At 70.6% G+C, this 20,230-nt stretch carries 16 protein-coding genes and 2 pseudogenes; 8 read left to right on the forward strand and 10 right to left on the reverse strand.

The window, feature by feature from the left end; genetic code table 11:
* The coding region (locus tag IE262_RS36445; RefSeq protein ID WP_189879779.1) for a pirin family protein at positions 1 to 935 on the reverse strand (935 nt) is incomplete at its 3' end.
* Positions 936 to 1,059: 124 nt separating this feature from the next.
* On the opposite strand from IE262_RS36445, the gene IE262_RS36450 reads away from it, so the two are divergent.
* Positions 1,060 to 1,539: a carboxymuconolactone decarboxylase family protein gene (locus IE262_RS36450; RefSeq protein ID WP_189879781.1), complete on the forward strand. Its 480-nt coding sequence runs from the start codon at positions 1,060 to 1,062 to the stop codon at positions 1,537 to 1,539.
* Between the two features lie 21 nt (positions 1,540 to 1,560).
* Here IE262_RS36450 and IE262_RS36455 read toward each other — a convergent pair whose 3' ends face one another.
* From IE262_RS36455 to IE262_RS36475, 5 genes are all read right to left on the reverse strand, one after another.
* Positions 1,561 to 3,990, reverse strand: a complete 2,430-nt coding sequence (locus IE262_RS36455) for a SpoIIE family protein phosphatase (RefSeq protein ID WP_189879783.1) — start codon at positions 3,988 to 3,990, stop codon at positions 1,561 to 1,563.
* Between the two features lie 101 nt (positions 3,991 to 4,091).
* Positions 4,092 to 5,267, reverse strand: coding sequence for a sensor histidine kinase (locus tag IE262_RS36460; RefSeq protein ID WP_189879785.1), 1,176 nt, complete (start codon positions 5,265 to 5,267; stop codon positions 4,092 to 4,094).
* Between the two features lie 59 nt (positions 5,268 to 5,326).
* A complete protein-coding gene (locus IE262_RS36465; RefSeq protein ID WP_189879786.1) occupies positions 5,327 to 6,145 on the reverse strand; it encodes a LuxR C-terminal-related transcriptional regulator in 819 nt (272 codons plus the stop codon).
* A 157-nt stretch (positions 6,146 to 6,302) separates the two neighbouring features.
* Positions 6,303 to 6,980 carry a M23 family metallopeptidase gene (locus tag IE262_RS36470; protein ID WP_189879788.1) on the reverse strand — a complete coding sequence of 226 codons (678 nt, stop codon included), beginning with the start codon at positions 6,978 to 6,980 and terminating at the stop codon, positions 6,303 to 6,305.
* Positions 6,981 to 7,231: 251 nt separating this feature from the next.
* The gene (locus IE262_RS36475; protein WP_189879790.1) at positions 7,232 to 7,834 is read right to left on the reverse strand and encodes a 3'-5' exonuclease; all 603 of its coding nucleotides are present in this window, start codon (positions 7,832 to 7,834) and stop codon (positions 7,232 to 7,234) included.
* Between the two features lie 239 nt (positions 7,835 to 8,073).
* On the opposite strand from IE262_RS36475, the gene IE262_RS36480 reads away from it, so the two are divergent.
* The 5 genes from IE262_RS36480 to IE262_RS36500 all read left to right on the forward strand — a co-directional run bounded on the left by IE262_RS36480 (position 8,074) and on the right by IE262_RS36500 (position 13,554).
* Positions 8,074 to 8,790 carry a GntR family transcriptional regulator gene (locus tag IE262_RS36480; RefSeq protein ID WP_134043838.1) on the forward strand — a complete coding sequence of 239 codons (717 nt, stop codon included), beginning with the start codon at positions 8,074 to 8,076 and terminating at the stop codon, positions 8,788 to 8,790.
* Between the two features lie 53 nt (positions 8,791 to 8,843).
* Entirely contained in the window at positions 8,844 to 9,851 is a 1,008-nt protein-coding gene (locus IE262_RS36485; RefSeq protein ID WP_134043835.1) for an ADP-ribosylglycohydrolase family protein, read from the forward strand.
* A gap of 188 nt (positions 9,852 to 10,039) precedes the next feature.
* Positions 10,040 to 11,533, forward strand: coding sequence for a purine-cytosine permease family protein (locus tag IE262_RS36490; protein ID WP_189879792.1), 1,494 nt, complete (start codon positions 10,040 to 10,042; stop codon positions 11,531 to 11,533).
* The gene (locus tag IE262_RS36495) at positions 11,530 to 12,603 is read left to right on the forward strand and encodes a PfkB family carbohydrate kinase (RefSeq protein WP_134043828.1); all 1,074 of its coding nucleotides are present in this window, start codon (positions 11,530 to 11,532) and stop codon (positions 12,601 to 12,603) included. Before IE262_RS36490 ends, IE262_RS36495 begins: the two co-directional genes overlap by 4 nt.
* Before the next feature lie 213 nt (positions 12,604 to 12,816).
* Positions 12,817 to 13,554, forward strand: a complete 738-nt coding sequence (locus IE262_RS36500) for a uracil-DNA glycosylase (protein ID WP_229877870.1) — start codon at positions 12,817 to 12,819, stop codon at positions 13,552 to 13,554.
* A gap of 27 nt (positions 13,555 to 13,581) precedes the next feature.
* On the opposite strand, the gene IE262_RS36505 is transcribed toward IE262_RS36500, so the two are convergent.
* The 4 genes and pseudogenes from IE262_RS36505 to IE262_RS36520 form a co-directional block, all read right to left on the reverse strand.
* On the reverse strand, positions 13,582 to 15,018 hold the full coding sequence (locus tag IE262_RS36505; RefSeq protein WP_189879794.1) for a CocE/NonD family hydrolase: 1,437 nt from the start codon (positions 15,016 to 15,018) through the stop codon (positions 13,582 to 13,584).
* Positions 15,019 to 15,086: 68 nt separating this feature from the next.
* A complete protein-coding gene (locus tag IE262_RS36510) occupies positions 15,087 to 16,397 on the reverse strand; it encodes a hypothetical protein (RefSeq protein ID WP_189879796.1) in 1,311 nt (436 codons plus the stop codon).
* Between the two features lie 111 nt (positions 16,398 to 16,508).
* Positions 16,509 to 17,111 (reverse strand): glycoside hydrolase family 3 C-terminal domain-containing protein, encoded by a 603-nt coding sequence (locus tag IE262_RS36515; RefSeq protein ID WP_229877871.1) that lies wholly within the window; start codon positions 17,109 to 17,111, stop codon positions 16,509 to 16,511.
* 83 nt (positions 17,112 to 17,194) lie between these two features.
* Positions 17,195 to 17,620, reverse strand: a pseudogene (locus IE262_RS36520) (MFS transporter); the annotation flags it as partial.
* 227 nt (positions 17,621 to 17,847) lie between these two features.
* On the opposite strand from IE262_RS36520, the gene IE262_RS36525 reads away from it, so the two are divergent.
* The gene (locus tag IE262_RS36525) at positions 17,848 to 18,501 is read left to right on the forward strand and encodes a TetR/AcrR family transcriptional regulator (protein WP_189879798.1); all 654 of its coding nucleotides are present in this window, start codon (positions 17,848 to 17,850) and stop codon (positions 18,499 to 18,501) included.
* 616 nt (positions 18,502 to 19,117) lie between these two features.
* Positions 19,118 to 20,214: pseudogene (locus IE262_RS36530) on the forward strand (cytochrome P450).
* Positions 20,215 to 20,230: the final 16 nt, after the last annotated feature.

A 20,230-nucleotide genomic window follows, 5' to 3' on the forward strand; every position in this document is an offset into this window, starting at 1 on the left:
GCGGGAAGACGGTCTCCCGGATACCCTTCGACGGCGCCGAAGCGATCGGAGGAGTTCTGCCAGTCGTCGCGGGCCTTGGCGATGTCCTCGTGGCTGCGCCCGATGAAGTTCCACCACATGACGATGTCCTCCTCGAACGGGGTTCCGCCGAGCAGGACCGTCCGTGCGGCGTCGTCCGACTCGTTCGTCAGCGTCAGCGCGTCGATGCCCGGGTGGGCGTAGCCCAACTCCGCGGGGCCGAGCAGGGTGTCGGCCAGGCGTACCTGCCCCTGGTCGACCAGCAGGCCGTGCTCGAAGCCGGGGTCCACCGTGAGCGTGAGGGCCGCGCGTGGCTGGAGGACGATCTCGGCGCCGAGCAGGGGAGTGAAGGTCCGCACCGGTGAGACGTGGCCGGCGAGGGAGCCCAGGAAGACCCTGATCACGGCCCCGTCGATCTGTACGGTCTCGGGTGCGTAGTGCTGGAAGTCCCGTTCGGTGTTGCGGTGTTCCTCCGGCAGGGCCACCCACAGCTGGACGCCGTGCAGGACGGTGGTGCGCGGGGTGGAGACCTCCGAGTGGCAGATGCCGTACCCGCCCGTCATGAGGTTCAGCTCGCCCGGCCGTACGAAGGCGTGGCTGCCCAGGCTGTCACGGTGCTCGATCTCCCCGCTGAACAGCCAGCTCACCGTCTGCAGCCCGGTGTGCGGATGCGGGGCGACATCCATGCCGCCCGTCACCGAGACGTCGTCGGGGCCGTAGTGATCGGCGAAACACCAGGCGCCGATCAGGGTCCGGGCCCGCTGCGGCAGTGTCCGCCGCACGGTCATCGCCCGGGGACCGCCGAGGGGCACATCACGCGCGGTCAGTACGTCGACCCTCGCCGCCCCGGCCGGCCGCTCCCCGTCCACCGCCGCCCCGCACCGCAGTTCCAAGGGTTTCGTTTCGACATTGCTCACTGAAGTCAGCCTCCCACCCAGAAGTTGTTATACATTCAACTATCATGCCGTGACGACAGGCGGTGGCACCAACAGGTGTACACCACACGACGAGGGAGCCGGACAGGCCCCGGAGGAGTCCCAGTTGAGCACCCACGCGACCGGGTCCGCGAGCCGGCGGATCTTCATCGACAAGCAGAGCCCCACCGCCTACCACGCACTGGTACAGACCTCGGAAGCAGTCCGCGCGGTCGCCGCCGAGGCGGGGCTCGACCGGACGCTCGTGGAACTGGTCAACCTGCGTGTGTCGCAGATCAACGGCTGTGCCTCCTGCCTCAACGTACACACCAGGGCCGCCCTGCGTGCGGGCGAGACCGCGCAGCGGCTGGGCGTGCTGGCGGCCTGGCGGGACACCGACCTGTTCACCCCGGACGAACGCGCGGCGCTCGCGCTCGCGGAGGCGACCACCCACCCCGGCGACGCGGCGCTGCAGGAGACCGCTTACGGCACGGCCCGCGAGGTGCTCACCGACGACCAGATCTCCGCCGTGATCTGGGTCGCGGTCACCATCAACGCGTTCAACCGCGTCTCGATCATGAGCAAGCATCCGGTACGGCCGCAGTAGACGGTCACCGGGGCGCGCCGATCACTCGGGTACGCCGATCAGAAGCAGCGTCACGTCGTCGTCATGGGCGGCTGCGTCGGGCATGAGGGTGCTGACGAGCCGGGCTGCGGCGTGATCGAGGTGCTCCGGGTCCGCGGGAGCGCCCTTCAGTGTGACGTCGAGGGTGTGGGCGAGGGCGTCGATCTGGGCGTCGATGTCGGTGCCCGGCCGCTCGACCAGTCCGTCCGTGTAGAGGGCGAGCGTGCTGCCCGGCGGCAGCGGATGGGTCGTCTGCTCGTACGGCTCGCCGCCGCACGCATCGTTGACCCCCAGCGGCACACTGACCGGTGCCGGCAGCCGACGGGCGGAGCCGTCGGGGTCGAGAGCGATGACCGGAGGGTGCCCGGCCGAGCACAGGGTGACCTCGCGGGTGCCCTGGTCGATCACCAGGTAGCAGCACGTGACGAGCTGGTCCGCCAGGTCGCTGACGAACGCGTCCAGCCCGGTCATGAGCCGGCCGGGCGGTACGCCCGTGCGGGCCAGGGCGTGCGCGGCGGCGCGCAGCTGGCCCATGACGGCCGCCGCGTCGAGGCCCCGGCCCATCACGTCTCCGATGACGATGCCGGTGCGGTCCTTGTCCAGGGGAATGATGTCGAACCAGTCGCCGCCCACTCCGGGGTCCTGGACGGACGCGAGGTACCGGTGGGCGCTGGGCAGGTACGGCAGGCGGGGCGGTTCGCCCATGAGGCTGTGCTGCAGGGTGTAGGCGATGCGTCGTTGCTGCTCGTAGCGCTCGGCCCGTTCGGCCTCGGCCTTCTTGCGTTCGGTGATGTCCCGCACGGTCAGGAACACCAGCGTTTCCTGCTCGGCCTGGAGGGTGCTGACGCTCACCTCGACGGGGAACTCACCGCCGTCGCTGTGCAGCCCGTACAGGTCCTTGTCCACCACCGTCGGCTGCGGGTCGGGCAGCCGCAGGTACCGGCGCAGCAGCGCGCTGTGCCGCGGACGCCGTGAACCGGGCACCAGCTGGTCGACCGTGGTGCCGACGAGGCCCGCCGGCGCATGGCCGAACAGCTGTTCCACCTGCGCGTTGGCCATGACGATGGTGCCGTCGCCGTCCGTGATGAGAGTGGCGTCGGGTGCGGACTCCAGCAGTGCGTGGAAGCGCCGGTTGGCCTGCTGGACCTCGCGCTGGGCCGCGACGCGTTCGGTGATGTCGGTGAACACACCGCATACGGCGTAGGGCGCGCCGGACGGATCGTTGAGCGGGAACAAGGTGGCGAGGACGTCCTGTGGGCCCACCGGCAGGCGGAGATGCTCGTGCCGTTGGACGGGGGTGCCCCGTGCCAGCATGTCGAGGTCGGCGTCCCGCGCCTGACGCACCATGTCCGGCGGCAGGACGTCCCGATCCAGGCGCCCCAGTACCTGTTCGCGGGAGCGGCCCAGGGACTCCTCGAACCGCGTGTTCACTGCCAGGAAGCGACCGTCCAGGTCCTTGATGAACATCGCCGCGGGCGTGTGGTCCATGAACGCCTGCAGCAGTTCGTTCTGCCGCACCTGCGACTCGGCACGGGCGTGCGCCACCTCGATGCGGCGGCCCACGTTCAGGGTGGTGAAAATGACCGCGGTGAACACGATCACGTGGCCACACACCAGCAGCGCGGTGCCCAGTCGCGCCTCGTACAGACCGGTGTCCTCACCGGTCAGGACGCCCCAGCCCAGCAGCAGCGGAGCGATCAGGGTGGTGGTGAACAGCCGGCGACCCAGCGCTCCCGTGGTGCCCGCGTTCATCAGCAGTCCCGCAGGGCCCTCGTCCGGCCGGGCCAGGAAGGCCGCTGTGCCTGCCAGCACCAGGGCGAGCGCGGTGTGCAGGGCCATGGCCGTGTAGTCGCCGAAGTGTTCCAGCTCCGGCACTTCGTAGGCGAAACCGTAGAGCCTCAGCATGCCCAGGGCGAGGACGGCCAGGCCAGGGATCTGACTCGTCCAGGCGGGCAGCCGGAATGTGCTCGCGCACAGTGACGCCACGCTTCCGAGCACCAGCGCCGCAGCCGTGTTCGGTGCCATGCGTCCGGGCGCCCCCGCCGCCACGCGCACGGTGCCGTCGTGGAAGAGGAACTGGTCGAAGCCCAGGTCCGCCCGAGTGATGTATTCCACAAGGGTGAGCACGCCGATCAGGGCCGCCAGGACTGCCGTCGTACGGGCCACGACGGTCATCCGCCGGGTCACGGGTCCGCGGGCCGTGATGGCCAGGGAGAGTCCCAGCGCCAGCAGAGCCAGGGCGGTGTTCGGCTTCATGGACCCGGCAACGCCGGGCAGCACACTCCTGAGGGCATCGATGCCGAAGAGCCAGCCGAACAGGCCTGCCGCGCCGAACAGTGCCGCCACGAGGGCCGCACCCTGAGCCACGAGGCCGACACCCGTCACGGCGCGCTCGTGGAACGGCAGCCCCTCGGCCGGCCCCCTGTCTGTCACCCAACATCACCCTCGGTCATAAACCACTCAATCGGCGCAATCGGATTAAGTGTCGCAAATGGTCGTGAGTTTGGTGGTGGGCCTGGGTGTCAGGAGCGTGACTATGAGTGACGTGCACCCGTAGCGGACAGCGATACCCGCATCTCCACGTACGTCCCGGAGCCGGGAGCCGACTCCACCTGTACCCGGCCGCCGACACCGGTCACCCGGTCCCGTACGGAGCTGCGCAGGCCCAGGCCGCCGCCCGGCACCGCGGACGGGTCGAAGCCGGTGCCGTTGTCGAGGACGCTGACCAGGACCGCGTTCCCGGACAGTTCCGCCCGTACCACCGCCCGTTCGGTTCCGGCGTGCCGGAGGACGTTGGCCAGGGCCTCCCGGGTGGCGTCGACCAGGGCTTCGGCGACCAGGGCCGGGACGGCTGCCCCGGTCCCCTCACGGCGGCCCGCGCTGCGCAGCTGGGCGGTGTTCAGCTCCACGGCGAGGCCGACGCGTGCCATGTCCTCCGCGAGGGACGACAGCCCGTGCACCAGGTGCGCCGTCCCGTCAGTCCCCGCCCCGCCCGGCGCCGGGTGCTCGCCGCGCACGAACCCGCGCAGCCACACCGCCTCCGCCCGCACATGGGCGCGTAAACCCGGATCGGTGATCCAGGGGGTGCGAGCCAGCGTCTCCAGGGTCTGCAGCACCCGGTCGTGCAGCAGGCGGGCGTGCCGGACCCGTTCCCGTTCGGCGGCGAGTTCCGCCTCTCGGGCGGCCGCGGTGGAGGTGGCCGCGTCCAGCTCCCGTCCGGTGCGCCGCAGGGCGCGGGCGACCGCCCAGGCGATGCCCGCGTTGGCCAGGTAGGGGACAGCGTTGGGGACCGCGTTCCACACGGGTTCGCCGAGCCGGAGTACGGCGGTGGCGGCGTACGCGCTCGCCGGCACGGCGGCCAGTGCGAGGACGGCCGGCAGCCGCGTGACCACGAGACCGAAGCCGATGCTGGCCAGCAGGCTGAACGGGTACGCGAAGTACGCCCAGGTGGAGCCGTGCGTGCGGTCGGCCAGCCCGCCGCCCACCACCAGGGCGACGGCCAGTACGGCGGAGTCCGCGACGGCGAGTACGGGCGGTGGCACCCGGCGGCGCCGTAACGCCACGGCCACGAGCGCAAGGCTCTCGGCGAACACCGCCGCGCACAGCGCCAGGCCGGCCCAGAGCGGGCGGTAGTGCGGGTGGGTCGCGACCGCGCCGACCGCCACCTGGAGCAGCCCGCCGAGGCGGAAAAGGACATACGCTCGCAGCACGATCCGCTCGTTGCGCAGGACCCCGCCACACCCGGGGTCCGCTCTCTCCTCCGCCGTTGTCACAGTGGCGCGGGCCCCGTGGAGTCGCGCCGCATCCTCGCGAGCGCGGCCCGGGTCAGCTCGGCCTTGTTGCCGACCTGGAGCTTCGCCCGGATCCGCTCGACGTAGGTGTCCACGGTGGTCTTGCGTACGCCGAGCCGTGTGGCGATCTGTGCGTGGGTGAAGCCGCGTGCCACGTAGCTCAGTGTCTCCTCCTCGCGGGCGGAGAGCCGGGGACTCCCGGGGTCGGCTGGGCCGCCGCCCACCCGGGTCAGCTCGGCCTGGAGGATGTCGGCCAGCTCGGCCGAGAGGGAGAAGCCGCCCGCGGCCACCGTCTCCACCGCCGACACGAACAGCTCCGCGCTGCAGTGCTTGGTGACGTAGCCGCAGGCACCGGCCCGAATCGCGCCGAGTACGTCCGCCGGGCGCGCCGAGGCGGACATCACCATGACCCGGGTGGTGGCGGCGAGCGCCGCGACGCCGTCCAGGGCGGGGGTGTCCGCGTCGAGGTAGAGATCCATGACGATCACGTCGGGGGCCGCGCCGGCCGCCAGCGCCTCTTCCAGTTCGGCGAGCGATCCCACGGACACGGATACGGATACGTCCCCGGACACGGTTCCGGAGGCGTCTGCCGACGTGCCCGAGCCCGGCGGGGCGCCGAGGATGTGGGCGACGCCGTGCCGGGCGAGGGGGTGGTCGTCCACCACCGCGACGGTGATCAAGCCGGGGTCCTCGGCGGCCGGGCCGCCGCGGGAGGGCGGCGCCACCGCGACGGGCGCAGGGGCACGGGCATGGGCATGGGCACGGGGATGGTCATGGTCATGTTCATCGGCGGTCATTGTTTACCTTCCTCCCGCCGCAGAGAAGTGCGAGGCGAAGAGAGCCGGGCCGGACTCCGCCCCGGTGCCCGCGCGGCGTCTTTGCGTGCTGCGCGGGGCCTTCCCGGTGTGGTGGCGGAGTCCGGCCCGGTGGCCGGTGCCCGAAGCGGTCAGTACGTCAGTAACAGACCTTCTGGCCCTTGGTGATGTAGTCGTAGTAGCCCTGTCCGCAGCCGAGGTGCCACAGACGGCGCGGCTGGGCGCTCTGGCCGCCGTAGACGCCGCCGGCCGCGGTCAGCTTGGCGTTGTACATGAGCGAGAAGTGCAGATGCGGAGCGAAGCCGCCCGTACCGCCCACCAGGCCGATGACGGTGGCGTCGGTGATCTGCTGGCCCTTGCTGACCAGGATCCTGCTCAGGTGGCACACCACGCTCCAGTAGCCGCCGCCGTGGTCCACGACGATGTACTGCCCGCAGGTCTCCCAGCCGGCCGGGGCCCATCCGGCGTAGAGGACGGTGCCGGGGCCGCCGGGGGCGAGCACCTCGTCGCCCTGGGCCATGCCGAGGTCGAGCGCGTAGTACTGGTTCATGTTGCCGGCGGCGTTGCAGTTGACGTGGTAGCCCTCGCCGTAGTAGCTGCCGTTCTGCCAGGCGTAGCCCGCGCCGCCGTTGGCCTTGTAGGTCAGCGGGGTCTGCAGGAACTTGCTGGTCGGCCAGTCCACGCAGCCGGCGATCGCCGACGGTGCGGCCGGTGCGGCGGACGCGGTGGGCACCGTGATGAGGGCGGCGAGCGCCGCCACCGCCGCGGTCAGCGCCAGAGCGAGCCGCCCCGGGCGTCTCGGCCGTCGGATCGGCATGGAACGTAGTGAGCGTCTGGAACGCATGGAGCCTCCCTGGGGGGTGACAAACAGGGGTGCCGAAGTGTCTGTACATCGGTCAGCCGCCCAAGAGTCACAGCGGAGGCGTCGCTGGGAGCAGGGTGCACTCTGTCGGCAATTCGCACGACAGGGGACTGTGGCGCGGGTGTGGTGCGGCCGGACGCTGCCGGCGGTGGCGGCGAGCGCCAAAAGGCGTCGTCGGATTGCCCGTCAAGAACGCTGCTTTCCCCTCAAGAACGCTGCAGACAGCCTTCCGGCAACCTCGCCCCGGTGTCGCACAGATGCTCGATGGCCGCCGCGAAGGAATAGCAGTCGAAAAGAGCCGAGTGCTCTTTCCCGGCCGCGGGCCTGGGGAGACCCAGAACCTGCCACAGGCGACCCACGTTGACGGTCGCCGTCGTCGGCGCGACGGCGTTCAACCAAGGGCGGATATTCAGGAAATGGGCAGCGAGGTAGCTGTTCTTGACTTCTTCTCCCCGGGCTCGCGCCCAGCCCACGTTCTCCCCGAGAACGACCATGTCGTTGCCGTAGGAGAGTACGGACTGACCGCGGCAGAAGCCCAGGAAGTCGCCAAGTGCTTCCGCCGGGGAGAGCCCTTCGCGGTCCACGGTGTCCTGGTCGATTCCGGTGAGCTCGGTGAAGTACGAGGACAGTTGCGGATTGGCCACGGGCCGTACCAGCGCTTCGTACTTCTCGACGATGGAAAAGTCCTCGCGCAGGCGTAGCGCGCCGATCTGCACAATCTCGCGAAGCTGCCCCGATGCCCCCCAGTCCTGCTCAAGTGCCCCCGGCCATGACGTGAATTCCAGGTCGAATAGAACGAACGTACGCAAAATGATTCTCCCTCTGGCATGGGTCGCTGACAGGCTAGCCCTGTTCCTTGGGCTCCTGCGCCGGCAGAGGTGATTTCCCGTCACGGCAACTTCGCCCGCCCTTGCAGAATCGCCGTCATTTATTAATGGCGAGTACAGCCTTCATTGCCTTGTGCGGCAAGCGGCGGCGCAAGGGCTGCCGTCCCCCTGAGGGCATCAGGCTCTAGACAAGACTGGACATGTATGGCTAGCTTCCAGCCATGCCCAAACAGGTCCTCAAGCATCAGCGCATCGCCCGTGTCCTGGCCCGCGAGATCCACAGCGGTGCTCTGGAGCCGGGCAGCAGGCTGCCCGGCGAACACGCGCTCACCCGGCGCTTCGAGGTCAGCCGGACCACGGTCCGGCAGGCGCTGGACGAGCTCAGCAGGCAAGGGCTGATCTCCACCCACGCCGGTGTCGGCTCGTTCGTCACCTTCGACGGCAGCCTGCTGGACAACCGCCTGGGGTGGACCAGGGCACTGGCCGACCAGGGTGCCCGGATCACCACCGAGACACTCCGCCTTGAGGCGGTGCGCGATGCCCGGCTGGCCGAGGAACTCGGCGTCGAGGAAACCGAGTTCATGGTGCTCGACCGGATGCGCGTGCTGCCGGAGGGCACCCCCGTCGCGCTGGAGCGCAGCAGGGTCCCGCTGGTCCCGGCCCTGGCCGACGTCCCGTTCCGCGGGCTGCTGGACGACTCGCTGACCAAGACCCTGGCCGCGGCCGGGCTGCGCGCCACCCACGGCGACGAGTGGGCGGGCGTGCAGCCGCTGACCACCGACGAGGCGGCACTGCTCCGCCGCACGGAGGGCGAGACCTGGCTCAGGACCCGCCGGGTCAGCCGCGGAGCGGACGGCCGGGTCGTGGAGCAGGTGACCAGCCTGCTCGACCCCGCCCGTTTCCAGTTGCACCTCGGCTTCGGCGAGCAGCCGGAATGAGCCGTCTCGTACCCGACGTACACGCGCACACTCGACACTCACAGGAACCGCGAATGAACCACCAGCATGACCGCGCGCTCGGCGCCCTGTACGGCCTGGCCATGGGCGACGCGCTGGGGATGCCCACCCAGATCATGTCCCGGCGGTCGATCGTCGCCCGGTTCGGCACCGTCACCGGCTTCGAGCCCGGCCCGTCGGACAATCCGGTGAGTGCCGGAATGCCCGCCGGTTCGGTCACGGACGACACCGACCAGGCCGTCATCGTCGGCAGGCTGCTCACCGAGTCCGGTGGCCGTATCGACCCGCTGCGGCTCGCACACGAGCTCCTGGAGTGGGAGCGCGACATGAAGGCCAAGGGCTCCTTCGACCTGCTCGGCCCCTCCACCAAGGCCGCCTTGGAGGCCGTGTCCCGCGGTGTACCGCCTCAGGAGGCGGGCAAGTCCGGTGCCACCAACGGCGCGGCCATGCGGATCACTCCTGTCGGTGTCGCCTTCTCCTCCACACCGCTGGAGCGCTTCCTCGACCAGGTCGCGGCGGCGTGCCAGGTCACCCATGACACCACCATCGGCATCGCCTCCGCCGCCGCCGTGGCCGCGGCGGTGAGCCGGGGCGTCGACGGCGGTGCCCTGGAGGACGTCTTCGACGCGGCGATCACGGCGGCCGCGGCCGGTGCGGAGCGCGGCCACTGGGTCGCCGGCGCCGATATCGCAGCCCGTATCGGCTGGGCCGTGGACCTGGTCCGCGGTCTGCCCGAGCAGCAGGCCCTGGACCGCATATGCGATCTGGTCGGCACCAGCGTCGCCAGCCAGGAGTCGATCCCCGCGGCCTTCGCCGTACTGGCCCTCGCCGACGGCGACCCATGGCGGGCCTGCCTGCTGGCGGCGAACCTCGGCGGCGACTGCGACACCATCGGCGCCATCGCCGGCGCTGTCGCCGGCGCCATCAGCGGGGCCTCCGGGCTGCCCGCCGAGGCACTGGCCACCCTGCGCTCGGTCAACGATCTCGACCTGGAACCGATGGCCACCGCTCTCCTCGCGCTGCGCGCGGATCCGGCCCAGTGACCCCATGCCCGCACACCGCCCCGCACCGGAGCTCCCCCGGCCAACGAGGCCGGGGAGCCCGGAGGGACGGGAGAGACCGGACAGCCCAGACAGCCAGACAGCCCGGACGGGCCGGATAGCCCGACAGCCCAGATAGCCCGGACAGGCCGGAGAGACCGGACAGCCCGGAGAGAAAGACAGGTACGACCATGGCGGCTTCAGAGAACGACCGCGTCGGCACCGTGGAGACCAGAGGCATCGAGCCGGTACCGGACACCGAGCGTCACGGCCACGCCGGACAGATGTTCTGGACCTGGTTCGCCGCGAACATCAGCATCCTCGGCCTGCCGCTCGGCGCGGCGCTCGTCAGCTTCCGCGGCCTGAACATCTGGCAGGCGGCCATCGTGGCCGTGCTCGGGTCCTTCGGCTCCTTCGCCCTGGTGGGCGCGCTCAGCATCGGCGGCAAGCGGGGCGGAGCGCCCGCGCTCACCCTCTCCCGGGCCGTGTTCGGGGTGCGCGGCAACGCGGGCCCCACGCTGGTCACCTGGCTCAGCCGGCTCGGCTGGGAGACCATCAACACCACCACGGCGGCGTTCGCCCTGCTGGCGCTCCTCGACGTCGCCTTCGGCATCCGGCGCAACACCGTGCTCACCGTGGTGTGTCTGCTGGTCTTCATCGGCTGCACCCTGCTGATCAGCGGCCTCGGGCACGCCACCATCATGTGGATCAACAAGTGGGCCACCTACGTCTTCGGTGTGCTCAACCTGATCGTCATCGCCTTCCTCGCGGCCACGGTGGACTGGAACAAGGTCTTCAGCGCGCCGGTGGGGCCGGTGAGCTCGATGGTCGTGGGAATCGGCATGATCGCCGCGGGGACCGGCATCGGCTGGGCCAACGCGGGCGCCGACTACGCCCGTTACCTGCCCCGGAAGGTCCCCGGCGGAAGGCTGGTGGCCGCCTCCGCCTTCGGCGCCGGTATTCCGCTCGTCGTGCTGATCTCCCTGGGGTCGCTGCTCGCGGCGGGTGAGCCGGACCTCGCCTCCGCCTCCGACCCGGTGTCGGCGATCAACGCGATGCTGCCCTCGTGGATGTCCATCCCGTACCTCATCGCCGCCTTCGGCGGGCTGCTGCTCTCCAACCACCTGTCCGTCTACTCGGCCGGACTCACCATGATTACCCTGGGGATACGGGTCCGGCGTACCCTCGCCGTCGGCCTGGACGTCGTCGTCACCTTCGCGGGCGGGATCTACTTCATCCTGATCGCCCAGGACTTCTACGGCCCGTTCATCACCTTCCTCACTCTCCTCGCCGTGCCGATCACCGCCTGGGTGGGCGTCTTCGCGGTGGACCTCATGGTCCGCCGGTCCTACGACAGCGACGCCCTGATGAACGTCGGACGCTCCAGCCGCTACTGGTTCCGCGGCGGTGTGGCCTGGGCCGCGATGATCGCCTGGGCGACGGCCATCGTGGTGGGCCTGCTGTTCACCGAGGCGAGCACCAGCGCGACCGATGTGTGGTTCTCCGGGCCGCTCGCCCACAGCTGGATCGGGTCCAACGGGCTCGGGTGGGTCGTGACCCTGGTGCTCGCGGCCGGCGTCTACGCACTGTTGCGCAGGCTGGACGGCACCGTCCGCCAGGAGGCGTCCGAACAGCTTCCTCAGCAGCAGGTCCTTCCCGCCGCGGCTGCGCAGGAGACCTCATGAACCGTCAGGCGGGAGACCTCGTGAACGGTCGGGCGGGAGGCCTGCTGAACGGCCAGGCGGGAGACCTGGTCAGCGGTCGGAACAGCGGCCTCGGCGAGATCACGGGTGCCCGGCTGGTCCTGGTCGGCAACGCCATCGTCGACCTGGTGATGCGGGTGCCCGCACTGCCCGAACGGGGCGGCGACATCATCTCCAGCGACACCGCCCTCACCACGGGTGGCGGCTTCAACGTCCTTACGGCCGCCCGCCGTCTGGGCCTGCCGGCTCTGTACGCGGGCGCCCATGGCACAGGTCCGTTCGGCGACCGGGTACGGACGGACCTCGCCCGGGAAGGCGTCGGACTGGCGCTGTCTCCGGTCACGGAGACGGACACCGGATTCTGTGTCGCCCTGGTCGACGACGGTGGCGAGCGCACCTTCGCCACCAGCCTCGGCGCGGAGGCCCGGCTGACCGAGGCCGACGCCACAGCCGTACTCGCCGCGCTGCGACCCGGCGACATGGTGCAGATCTCCGGATACGGGCTCGCCTACCCGGTCAACGGCCCGGTCCTGGCCTCTCTCGTGGCGCGGCTGCCGGAGCACACCCGGGTCTTCCTCGATCCGGGGCCCCTGGTCGCCCAGATCCCCGAGCAGGTACTGGAACCCGTCCTGGCGCGCTGCGACTGGGTCAGCTGCAACCAGCGGGAAGGGCGGTTGCTGACCGGACTGGCCGACGCCCGCGAAGCAGCGGTCGCGCTCGCCGCCCGGCTGGGTTCCCGCACCGGGGTGCTGCTGCGGGCCGACGCGGCCGGCTGCTGGCTGGTCCCGCCCGGCGGCGAGGCCCAGCACCTCCCCGGCCGCCGGGTGACCGCGGTCGACAGCAACGGCGCGGGCGATGCCCACATGGGAGCCTTCCTGGCCCTCCTCGGCCGCGGTCTTGACCCGACCGCCGCCGCACAGGGCGCCAACGCCGCGGCGGCCTTCGCGGTCACCCGGCACGGCCCCGCCACCGGACCGACACTCGGTGAGTTGCTCGACGTCCTCGACCAGGATCCGTCAGCGGCGCGGCTGGCGTCGGTGCTCCGGCGGTAGCCCGCCAACTGTGCCCAGTGCGCCAAGTACGACGTGGTCGTCGGAGAACACCTCCGTGCGCGACAGGTCATATGCCCCAAGACTGTACGATTTGCGTAGTGATACGCGTCCTCCTTCTCGGGCAAGCCGACCGATTCGAGGAGGTGCAACGGTATGCCCGGCAGACGTCCCCCACCTGAGTCACACGACTTTCCCGCGTGTACAGCTCCTTCGATGACCACGGTCCGGGAACTGGACGTGGCGGTGGCCGCATGCCGGGCCTGCCCGCGGCTGGTGGCCTGGCGGGAGGAGGTGGCGCGCGTCAAGCGCCGGACCTTCAGGGACTGGGAGTACTGGGCCAGGCCGGTGCCCGGCTTCGGCCCGCCGGACGCTCCCCTCGCGATCATCGGGCTCGCGCCGGCCGCGCACGGCGGCAACCGCACGGGGCGCATCTTCACCGGGGACCCGGCCGGCGACGCGCTGTACGCCGCGCTGTACGGCATCGGGCTGGCCTCCCGGCCGACCGCCACGCACCGTGGCGACGGGATGGAGCTGTACGGGGTGCGGATCACCGTGCCGGTGCACTGCGCGCCGCCTGACAACCGGCCGACCACCACCGAACGGGACACCTGCCGCCCCTGGCTCGCCCGCGAGCTGGAGCTGTTGCGGCCCACCCTGCGGGCGGTCCTGGTGCTCGGCGCCTTCGCGTGGCACGCGCTGTGGCCGGTGCTGTCGGAAGCGGGATGGCAAGTGCCCCGTCCGCGCCCGGCCTTCGGACACGGTGCCCACGTACGGGTCGTCGGCCCCGACGGCGAGCGGCAGGTGCATCTGCTGGGCGGCTACCACCCCAGCCAGCGCAATCTCTTCACCCGCACCCTCACCCCCACCATGCTCCGAGACGTGCTGCGCCACGGTGCCGACCTCGCCGGACTGCCGACCGGGCAGCGCCCAGACCCGCCGCCCGGCGCCTGATGTGCGTCCGCCCAGCTGCGCAGGGGTTCAGTCTCCCCGCCTGACCGGGAGGGTGATCGCGGAGGGGTGCACGGGGTCGTGGAAGACCTGCTGGTCCGCGGAGCGGAGTGTCGTGGCGGTGCCACGTGGTTCGCCGGTGCCGGGGTTGCGGTTGTAGCGGGGGAAGGCGCCGCTGGATATCTGCACGCGGATGCGGTGGCCCCGCTTGAAGCGGTAGGCCGTCGGCCACAACCGCACGGTCGCGCACGTGAGTTCGTCGGCGCCCGTGAGGCTGGTCAGGCCGTCGCAGACATTGACGGAGCGTCCCGACTCGTCGACGTCGCACAGGCGGACGAAGACATCTGCGTGAGGCAGGCTGGAGCGGAAGAAGATCTCCGCGCCGACCTCGCCGATCACCTCCACGTCCCCCTCCAGCGCGGACGTCGTGTAGGTCAGCACGTCGGGCCGGGCCTCCAGCTCCGCCTGGTCGACGGGGCCCGCCGTGGCGGCGAAGGACATGCGGGCGCCGCCGACGGCGGGCGTGGGGTCGGCCGGGTCGTAGCGGTAGCCGTCCGGGGCCGCGTCGGCGGGCGGTGGTTCGGTGGCCAGGGCGGCGCCGGGCCGGAGATGGAAGCGCTGAGGCGCGTGTCCGGGCGGCGGCCAGGAGGGGAAGCCGCGCCACTTGTCCTCGCCCATGACGTACAGGCGCACCGGGGCGCGTTCGGCGGGCTCCTCGCCCCGGCACAGGGTGAGGCCGAAGTCGACCGCCTCGCGGGCCGCAAGTCCGCCCACCTCAAGGGAGGTGTGCGGCCAGGGGCCGACGGTGAGGCGCAGGGGGGTGGCGCGCCCGGTGTCCTGCAGGACGCGGTAGTCGCGGAGCTGGCCGGGCAGGAAGATGTCGTACCAGCCGCCGATCACGCTGGCCGGCACGGTGATGTCGGCGACCCGGTGGCGGTGGTCGCCCGCCGACCAGAACGGGTCGTCGGTGGGATGGGCGAGGATGTTCTGGATGTACTCGTAGCGGTATCCCAGGGCGGCGGTGTCGGCCTGGTTCAACGGCAGTGTGCTCAGGGCGCGCAGGGTCTTCTTCGCTCCCGGCAGTTGGCGCGGCCTCGCGAACCGTCCTTCCTGGCCTGCGACCATGACGCCCCAGTTGAACGGGGTCTCCAGGGAGAACCCGTCCGAGCGGAGGAATTCCAGGGTGAGGGCCGATTCGGACACCACGGGGATCATGGCCTTGACCTGGGGTGGTACGGCGTCGGCGACCGCCCATTGGGTGAAGCCGCTGTAGCTGGCGCCGACCAGGATCATCGACTCGCCGAACCAGGGCTGCTTGATCACCCAGTCGATGGTGTCGAGGCCGTCCCCGCGCTCGCACCGCATCGGGTCGAAGGGGCCGTCGGAACCGAAGGTGCCGCGGGTGCTGTGGATGAGGACCTGGAAGCCGCGTTCTGCCAGGGGCCGGACCATCGGTTCTGCGGTCATTGGCCCATCGACATCTGATGCTCCGGAGCGGCGTGGGGCCGGTGCCCCGGAGGGCACCGGCCCCACATTCAGCCGACGAACTCGACCATGACGGTCGCCGTGCCGGGCACATGCTGGGCGTCGCCCGCGTAGGCGACCGTGTACTGGGGGTACGTGTTCCAGTCGGGCGGTGTGTCCCTGAAGCTGAAGGTGCCGTCCGGTCCGACCTTCACATCCGGCAACTGCACGCCGTTGCGTGTCACCGTGACCGTTCGGTGCTTGGGGAAGGGGACCAACGAGGTCAGGTGCCCCGTCACGGTGACCGGCGTGCCGACGGGGTTCGTCGGCGGGGCGGACAGAGTGATCGTGCTGGACGCCTTGGCGACGTCGGTGACGATGTCGAGAACTACCTCGCCCGAGTAGGGGAAGCGGGTGGTGAACAGCCTGTTGCCGTCGGGCGCCCAGGCCACGCCTCGGTCGAGTAGATCCGCGTACCCCGGCGACAACGCGACCGTGCGATAGGCGGCGGTCTCTCCCGGGCGGTAGACGTAGACGTCCCACTCCCCTCCCGCCACGATCCCCGCGGCGACCGTGCCGTGGGAGTCGACAGCGACGGAGTTGGGGTAGGCGCCGGTGTTGTACTGGGCCTCCTCCGTCAGGTCCGACAGGCGCCACCGCTGGTGGTAGTAGTTGGAGCCGTTTGCGGTGATCGCACTGCTGCCGTCCGGCGTCACCGCCACGTCCTCGACATCACCGACGGCCTCGCTGTAGGCGGTCTCCTGAAGCGTGCCGGTGTCCACGTCGTACACGCGCATGCCATTCGCGCCCTGGCTCTCCGCGGCGACGAGCCGGTCGGGGGCGCCCGGCGACGAGGCGAGCCGCGGCTTGCCGTACCAGACGGGGTTGTCGTCCAGGCTGACGGTCGGGGTCGCCTCGGCGATGGCGACCGACCCGATGCCGGCGTCGAAGACGGTGGCCTGGTAGCCGAAGAACAGCCGGCCGCCGGCGAGGGCGAGGCTCTCCGGTTCGGTGTCGGCCCCGGTTGAGATGCGCCGCGTCTCGGTCAAGGTCGCGGTGTCGATGACGGAGATCGCGTCAGCGTCCGGGAGCGCCACGTACAGGGTGGACTCGTCGGCCGACTCGGCCATGCCCCGCGCCCCGTCGAGACCCTCCACCTTCTTCACGACCTGCCCGTCGTGGTCGGTGGCCAGCACCGCGTCGTCGCCGGGCGCGCTGATGTACACATGGCGGCTGTCGGCGAGGGTCTGCCAGTGCGACCGCACGGGCAGAACGATGCCGCCCTGGGGTTGTGCCGCTGCCGTGCCGGGGGCACCGAGCAGATGGAACGACGCGGCCGCCAGGAGCAGCACGACACCCGCCGCACGTCTTCGTATACGCACCTTAAGAGCTCCTTCGAGAACGGATCCGACCGCACGGGCGCGGTCGGCGGAGCAACTGTAGTGATCCGCACTGACATTGGGCCCGCAGGACGATCGCGTACGGAGCGCGCGTCAGGCCACGGACGCGCCGGCAGCTCTCGCATCTGGCTCCGCACCCTGCCCACCGAGGCCGAGTGGGAGTACGCCGCGCATGGCGGCCTGGAGTAACAGCGCGGTCATGCAGTCACGTCCAGGGTGGTGGTGAGCTGGGCCGCGGAACTGCCCCCGACCCAGATGTCGAGTGTCGTGGCGTCCGCGACGAAGTCGCGGGTGGCGGCGGACCACCTCGTCGGCCGTGCGAGCGGAGGTGTTGCTGACCTCGACGGAGACTCTCGCGGTCCCGCCCACCGGGATCGATGTGCTGTCGACGCGCAGGTTCGCGTACTCGAACTCCCCGTAGGTCAGGCCGTGCCCGAACGGGTAGAGCGGCGTGCTCTCCTCCTCGAAGTAGCGCGCACCCTGCTGATCCGGTTCGAACGTCCGGTAGTGCGCGTACACCATGGGCACCTGGCTGACGTGCCGGGGCCAGGTGAACGGCAGACGCCCGGCCGGGGAGACGCCACCCAGCAGCAGGGCCGCGACGGCCTCGCCGCCACGCGTTTCCGGATACCACGCTTGCACGATCGCCGGTACGTTGGCGTCCGCCCAGCGGAGGTCCACCGGACGGCCGGTCATGACGACGACCACGATCGGGAGCCGGTGGCGGTGATCTGCTGGAGCTGTTCGAGTCGGCCTGGCGTGGTGAGGGCTGCCGCGGGATAGCCCCAGGCGAGGAAGGCGACGACGGCGACGGCGAAGAGGCCGAGGGTGGTGCCGCTGGTCCAGCCCCAGTCGCCGCCCTTGGAGATGGCCAGCAGCAGGCAGATCAGGGCGCTCGCCAGACCGAGGCCGCCGGTCAGGTCGAAGCGGCCGCCGGTGCGTACCTTGGACTCGGGTACGAGGGCCAGCACGGTGACGAGGGCGATGGCGCCCATGATGGCGGAGGCCCAGAACAGGACGTGCCAGTCGAAGTTGTCGGCGATGAAGGCGGCGATGGGCAGGCCGAGGGCGGCGCCGATACCGAGGGAGGCGCTCATCAGTGCGGTCGACGCACCGAGCCGGTCGGCGGGCAGTTCGTCGCGCATGATGCTGAGCCCGAGCGGGATGACCCCGGCGGACAGGCACTGCAGGACACGGCCGGTAACGCCAGTCGATGGTCGCCTTCAAGTCGGGCTGGCTGAGTCCACGGGAAGGCCACGTGCAGGGCCACGTGCAGGGCCATGCGGAGTGATCGTGGCGGAGGATGGTCTGAGGTGGCCGGTGCCGTTGCGTACGCTTTCGTCGTTTGACCTCGCCGACCTGGTCGAGGGGCTGCGGTGGCCTGGGGGACGGGCCCCGCGGGCTGATCCGATGTCCCGAAGTGGTGGTGGTGATGGCCGGCAGGACGAGGCGGGATGAGCAGGTCAGTGCGACGCGGGAGGCGCTCCTGATTGCGGCGGAGCGGCTGTTCGCCGAGCACGGGGTGCATGCGGTTGCCAACCGTCAGATCAGCGAGGCCGCCGGGCAGGGCAACAACGCCGCGGTCAGTTATCACTTCGGCACCAAGATCGACCTGGTGCGGGCCCTCGCTCGTCGGCATGCCGAGGGAATAGAGGCCGGCCGCGTGCGCATGCTGGCCGACATCGGCGATTCCGCCGACCTGCGGGAGTGGGTGGCCTGTGCGGTGCGCCCGGTCACCCGGCATGTGGAGGCTCTGGGGGCCTCCAGCTGGTACGGCCGGTTCATCGCCCAGGTCACGGCCGACCCGGCCCTCCGGGCGGTCACGAGTGAGGAGTTCGCGGCCGCGTCCCCGTCGATGCAGAAGCTGCAGGACGGCCTGAACCGCTGTCTGCCCGACCTCCCGGCCGAGGTGCACACGGAACGCAGTGCCATGACCCGACACCTGATCACGCAGATGGTCGCCGAACGGGAACGCGCCCTCGCGGACAACGCACCGACGTACCGCGCCAGTTGGCGTGAGACGGCGAACGGTCTGATCGATGCCATCGTTGCCCTGTGGCAGGCGCCGGTCACGCGGGAGGACTGACCGCGGCGCGGGGTCGCTGCCCGCGTCGATTGCCGCTTCGGCTCCGCTTCTCCGCTCGGGTTGCCGGTCGACTTCGGTGGGTGCGTGGGTCCTCGTGTGGGCTCGTGAAGAATTAAATCAATGAATTGACTTAATTTGCTGAGTGGGGTTGCCTGGTTCCCAGGGACGTCGAGTCGAAGGGGGTCGGATGGGCCGCACGACGAGTGACGGATATCGCCCGCTGCGGGGCCACGGCCACGGGGCGGCCGCGGTGGCCACGACGTCTGGCCGCATGGCGGGCAGAACCGCCGTCGGTTCGCGGGCCGCGTCGATGTGTGGAACGGGCTGAACAGCCCGGCGCACTCGCGTCCTGAACACGCGGCTCTCCTCGGTAGCGCTGTGCTCCGTGCTCCGTGCTCCGTGCTCCGCGATCCAGCGGTTGAGGAGCCTCTCGTACCCCTGCGGATGCGGTGGTTGAGCGCCCCCTCGACAAGGGCCATCCGAGTCTGCCACCCGTCCTACGAGCGCATCGCCATGGCTGTGCGCCGGTTCATTACACCCCTTTGCCCGAGCGGCGCATACAACAAAGCGGCGGTTTCCGAATCGTCGTTTCCAGAGGAGGAATCCAGTGACGACGTTGAACGATGCGGCGAGTGGCACCCCGGCCGAGATCCCGGAGTACGACATCAGCAGGCCCGCGCGGTGTCCGCTCGACCCCGCGCCGGCCATGCGGGCACGGCAGGCCGAGGGCCCGCTGGTGCGTATCCGGCTGTGGGACGGCACCATCGCCTGGCTGGTGACCGGTTGGGACGCGCACCGGGCGCTGCTGTCCGACCACCGGGTCAGCGTGGACCCCTTTGAGTGGAGGCGATCCGTCCACCCACCCAGAAGATCGTGGACGACCTGATCGACAAGATGCTCGACGGGCCGAAGCCGGCCGATCTGGTCGAGGCGTTCGCGCTGCCGGTGCCGTCGCTGGTGATCTCCGAACTGCTCGGGGTGCCCTACGACGACCACGACTTCTTCCAGTCCAACAGCAAGGCCATCATCAACCGGGACACGCCTGGCGAAGAGCGGGTAGCGGCCCGGCAGCGGCTGGCCGACTATCTGGGCGGACTGCTGGAGGAGAAGCTCGCCCACCCCCGTGAGGACCTGCTCTCCATGCTCGCCGAGCGGATCAACGCCGGCGAGCTGACCCGGCAGGAAGCCACCGAGATGGGCGTGCTGATGCTGTTCGCGGGGCACGAGACCACCGCGAACATGATCACCCTGGGCGCGCTGGCCCTGCTCCAGCACCCCGACCAACTGGCCCTCCTGCGCGACAGCGACGACGCCAAGCTGATCGCCTCCGCGGTCGATGAGCTGCTGCGCTACCTGACCATCACTCACGGGGGGTTGCGGCGGGTGGCCCTGGAGGACATCGAGATCGCCGGCCAGGTCATCCGCGCCGGCGAGGGGATCATCCCGGTGAACGAGACCGCCAACCGGGACCCGTCCCTCTTCCCCGACCCCGACCGGCTCGACCTCACGCGCGGCGCCCGCCGCCATGTGACCTTCGGATACGGCATCCACCAGTGCCTGGGACAGCCGCTGGCCCGAATGGAGCTGCAGGTCGTCTACCCCGCCCTGCTGCGGCGGATCCCCACCCTGGCGCTCGCCGTGGACCTGGAGGAGATCCCGTTCAAGCACGACGGGTTCGTCTACGGGGCCTACGAGCTGCCGGTGACCTGGTGAGGGACGCCCTGCCCAA

Origin of the sequence: Streptomyces bluensis, from assembly GCF_014650715.1 — a bacterium.
GTDB lineage: Bacteria > Actinomycetota > Actinomycetes > Streptomycetales > Streptomycetaceae > Streptomyces > Streptomyces bluensis.

What these genes read in the sequence shown, in the direction of transcription:
- IE262_RS36470 (WP_189879788.1), bottom strand. Translation starts at nt 6,980, where the DNA reads ATGCCGATCCGACGGCCGAGACGCCCGGGGCGGCTCGCTCTGGCGCTG.
- IE262_RS36485 (WP_134043835.1), top strand. Translation starts at nt 8,844, where the DNA reads ATGAACCACCAGCATGACCGCGCGCTCGGCGCCCTGTACGGCCTGGCC.
- IE262_RS36490 (WP_189879792.1), top strand. Translation starts at nt 10,040, where the DNA reads ATGGCGGCTTCAGAGAACGACCGCGTCGGCACCGTGGAGACCAGAGGC.
- IE262_RS36525 (WP_189879798.1), top strand. Translation starts at nt 17,848, where the DNA reads ATGGCCGGCAGGACGAGGCGGGATGAGCAGGTCAGTGCGACGCGGGAG.
- IE262_RS36465 (WP_189879786.1), bottom strand. Translation starts at nt 6,145, where the DNA reads ATGACCGCCGATGAACATGACCATGACCATCCCCGTGCCCATGCCCAT.
- IE262_RS36500 (WP_229877870.1), top strand. Translation starts at nt 12,817, where the DNA reads ATGACCACGGTCCGGGAACTGGACGTGGCGGTGGCCGCATGCCGGGCC.
- IE262_RS36480 (WP_134043838.1), top strand. Translation starts at nt 8,074, where the DNA reads ATGCCCAAACAGGTCCTCAAGCATCAGCGCATCGCCCGTGTCCTGGCC.
- IE262_RS36505 (WP_189879794.1), bottom strand. Translation starts at nt 15,018, where the DNA reads ATGACCGCAGAACCGATGGTCCGGCCCCTGGCAGAACGCGGCTTCCAG.
- IE262_RS36495 (WP_134043828.1), top strand. Translation starts at nt 11,530, where the DNA reads ATGAACCGTCAGGCGGGAGACCTCGTGAACGGTCGGGCGGGAGGCCTG.
- IE262_RS36515 (WP_229877871.1), bottom strand. Translation starts at nt 17,111, where the DNA reads ATGACCGGCCGTCCGGTGGACCTCCGCTGGGCGGACGCCAACGTACCG.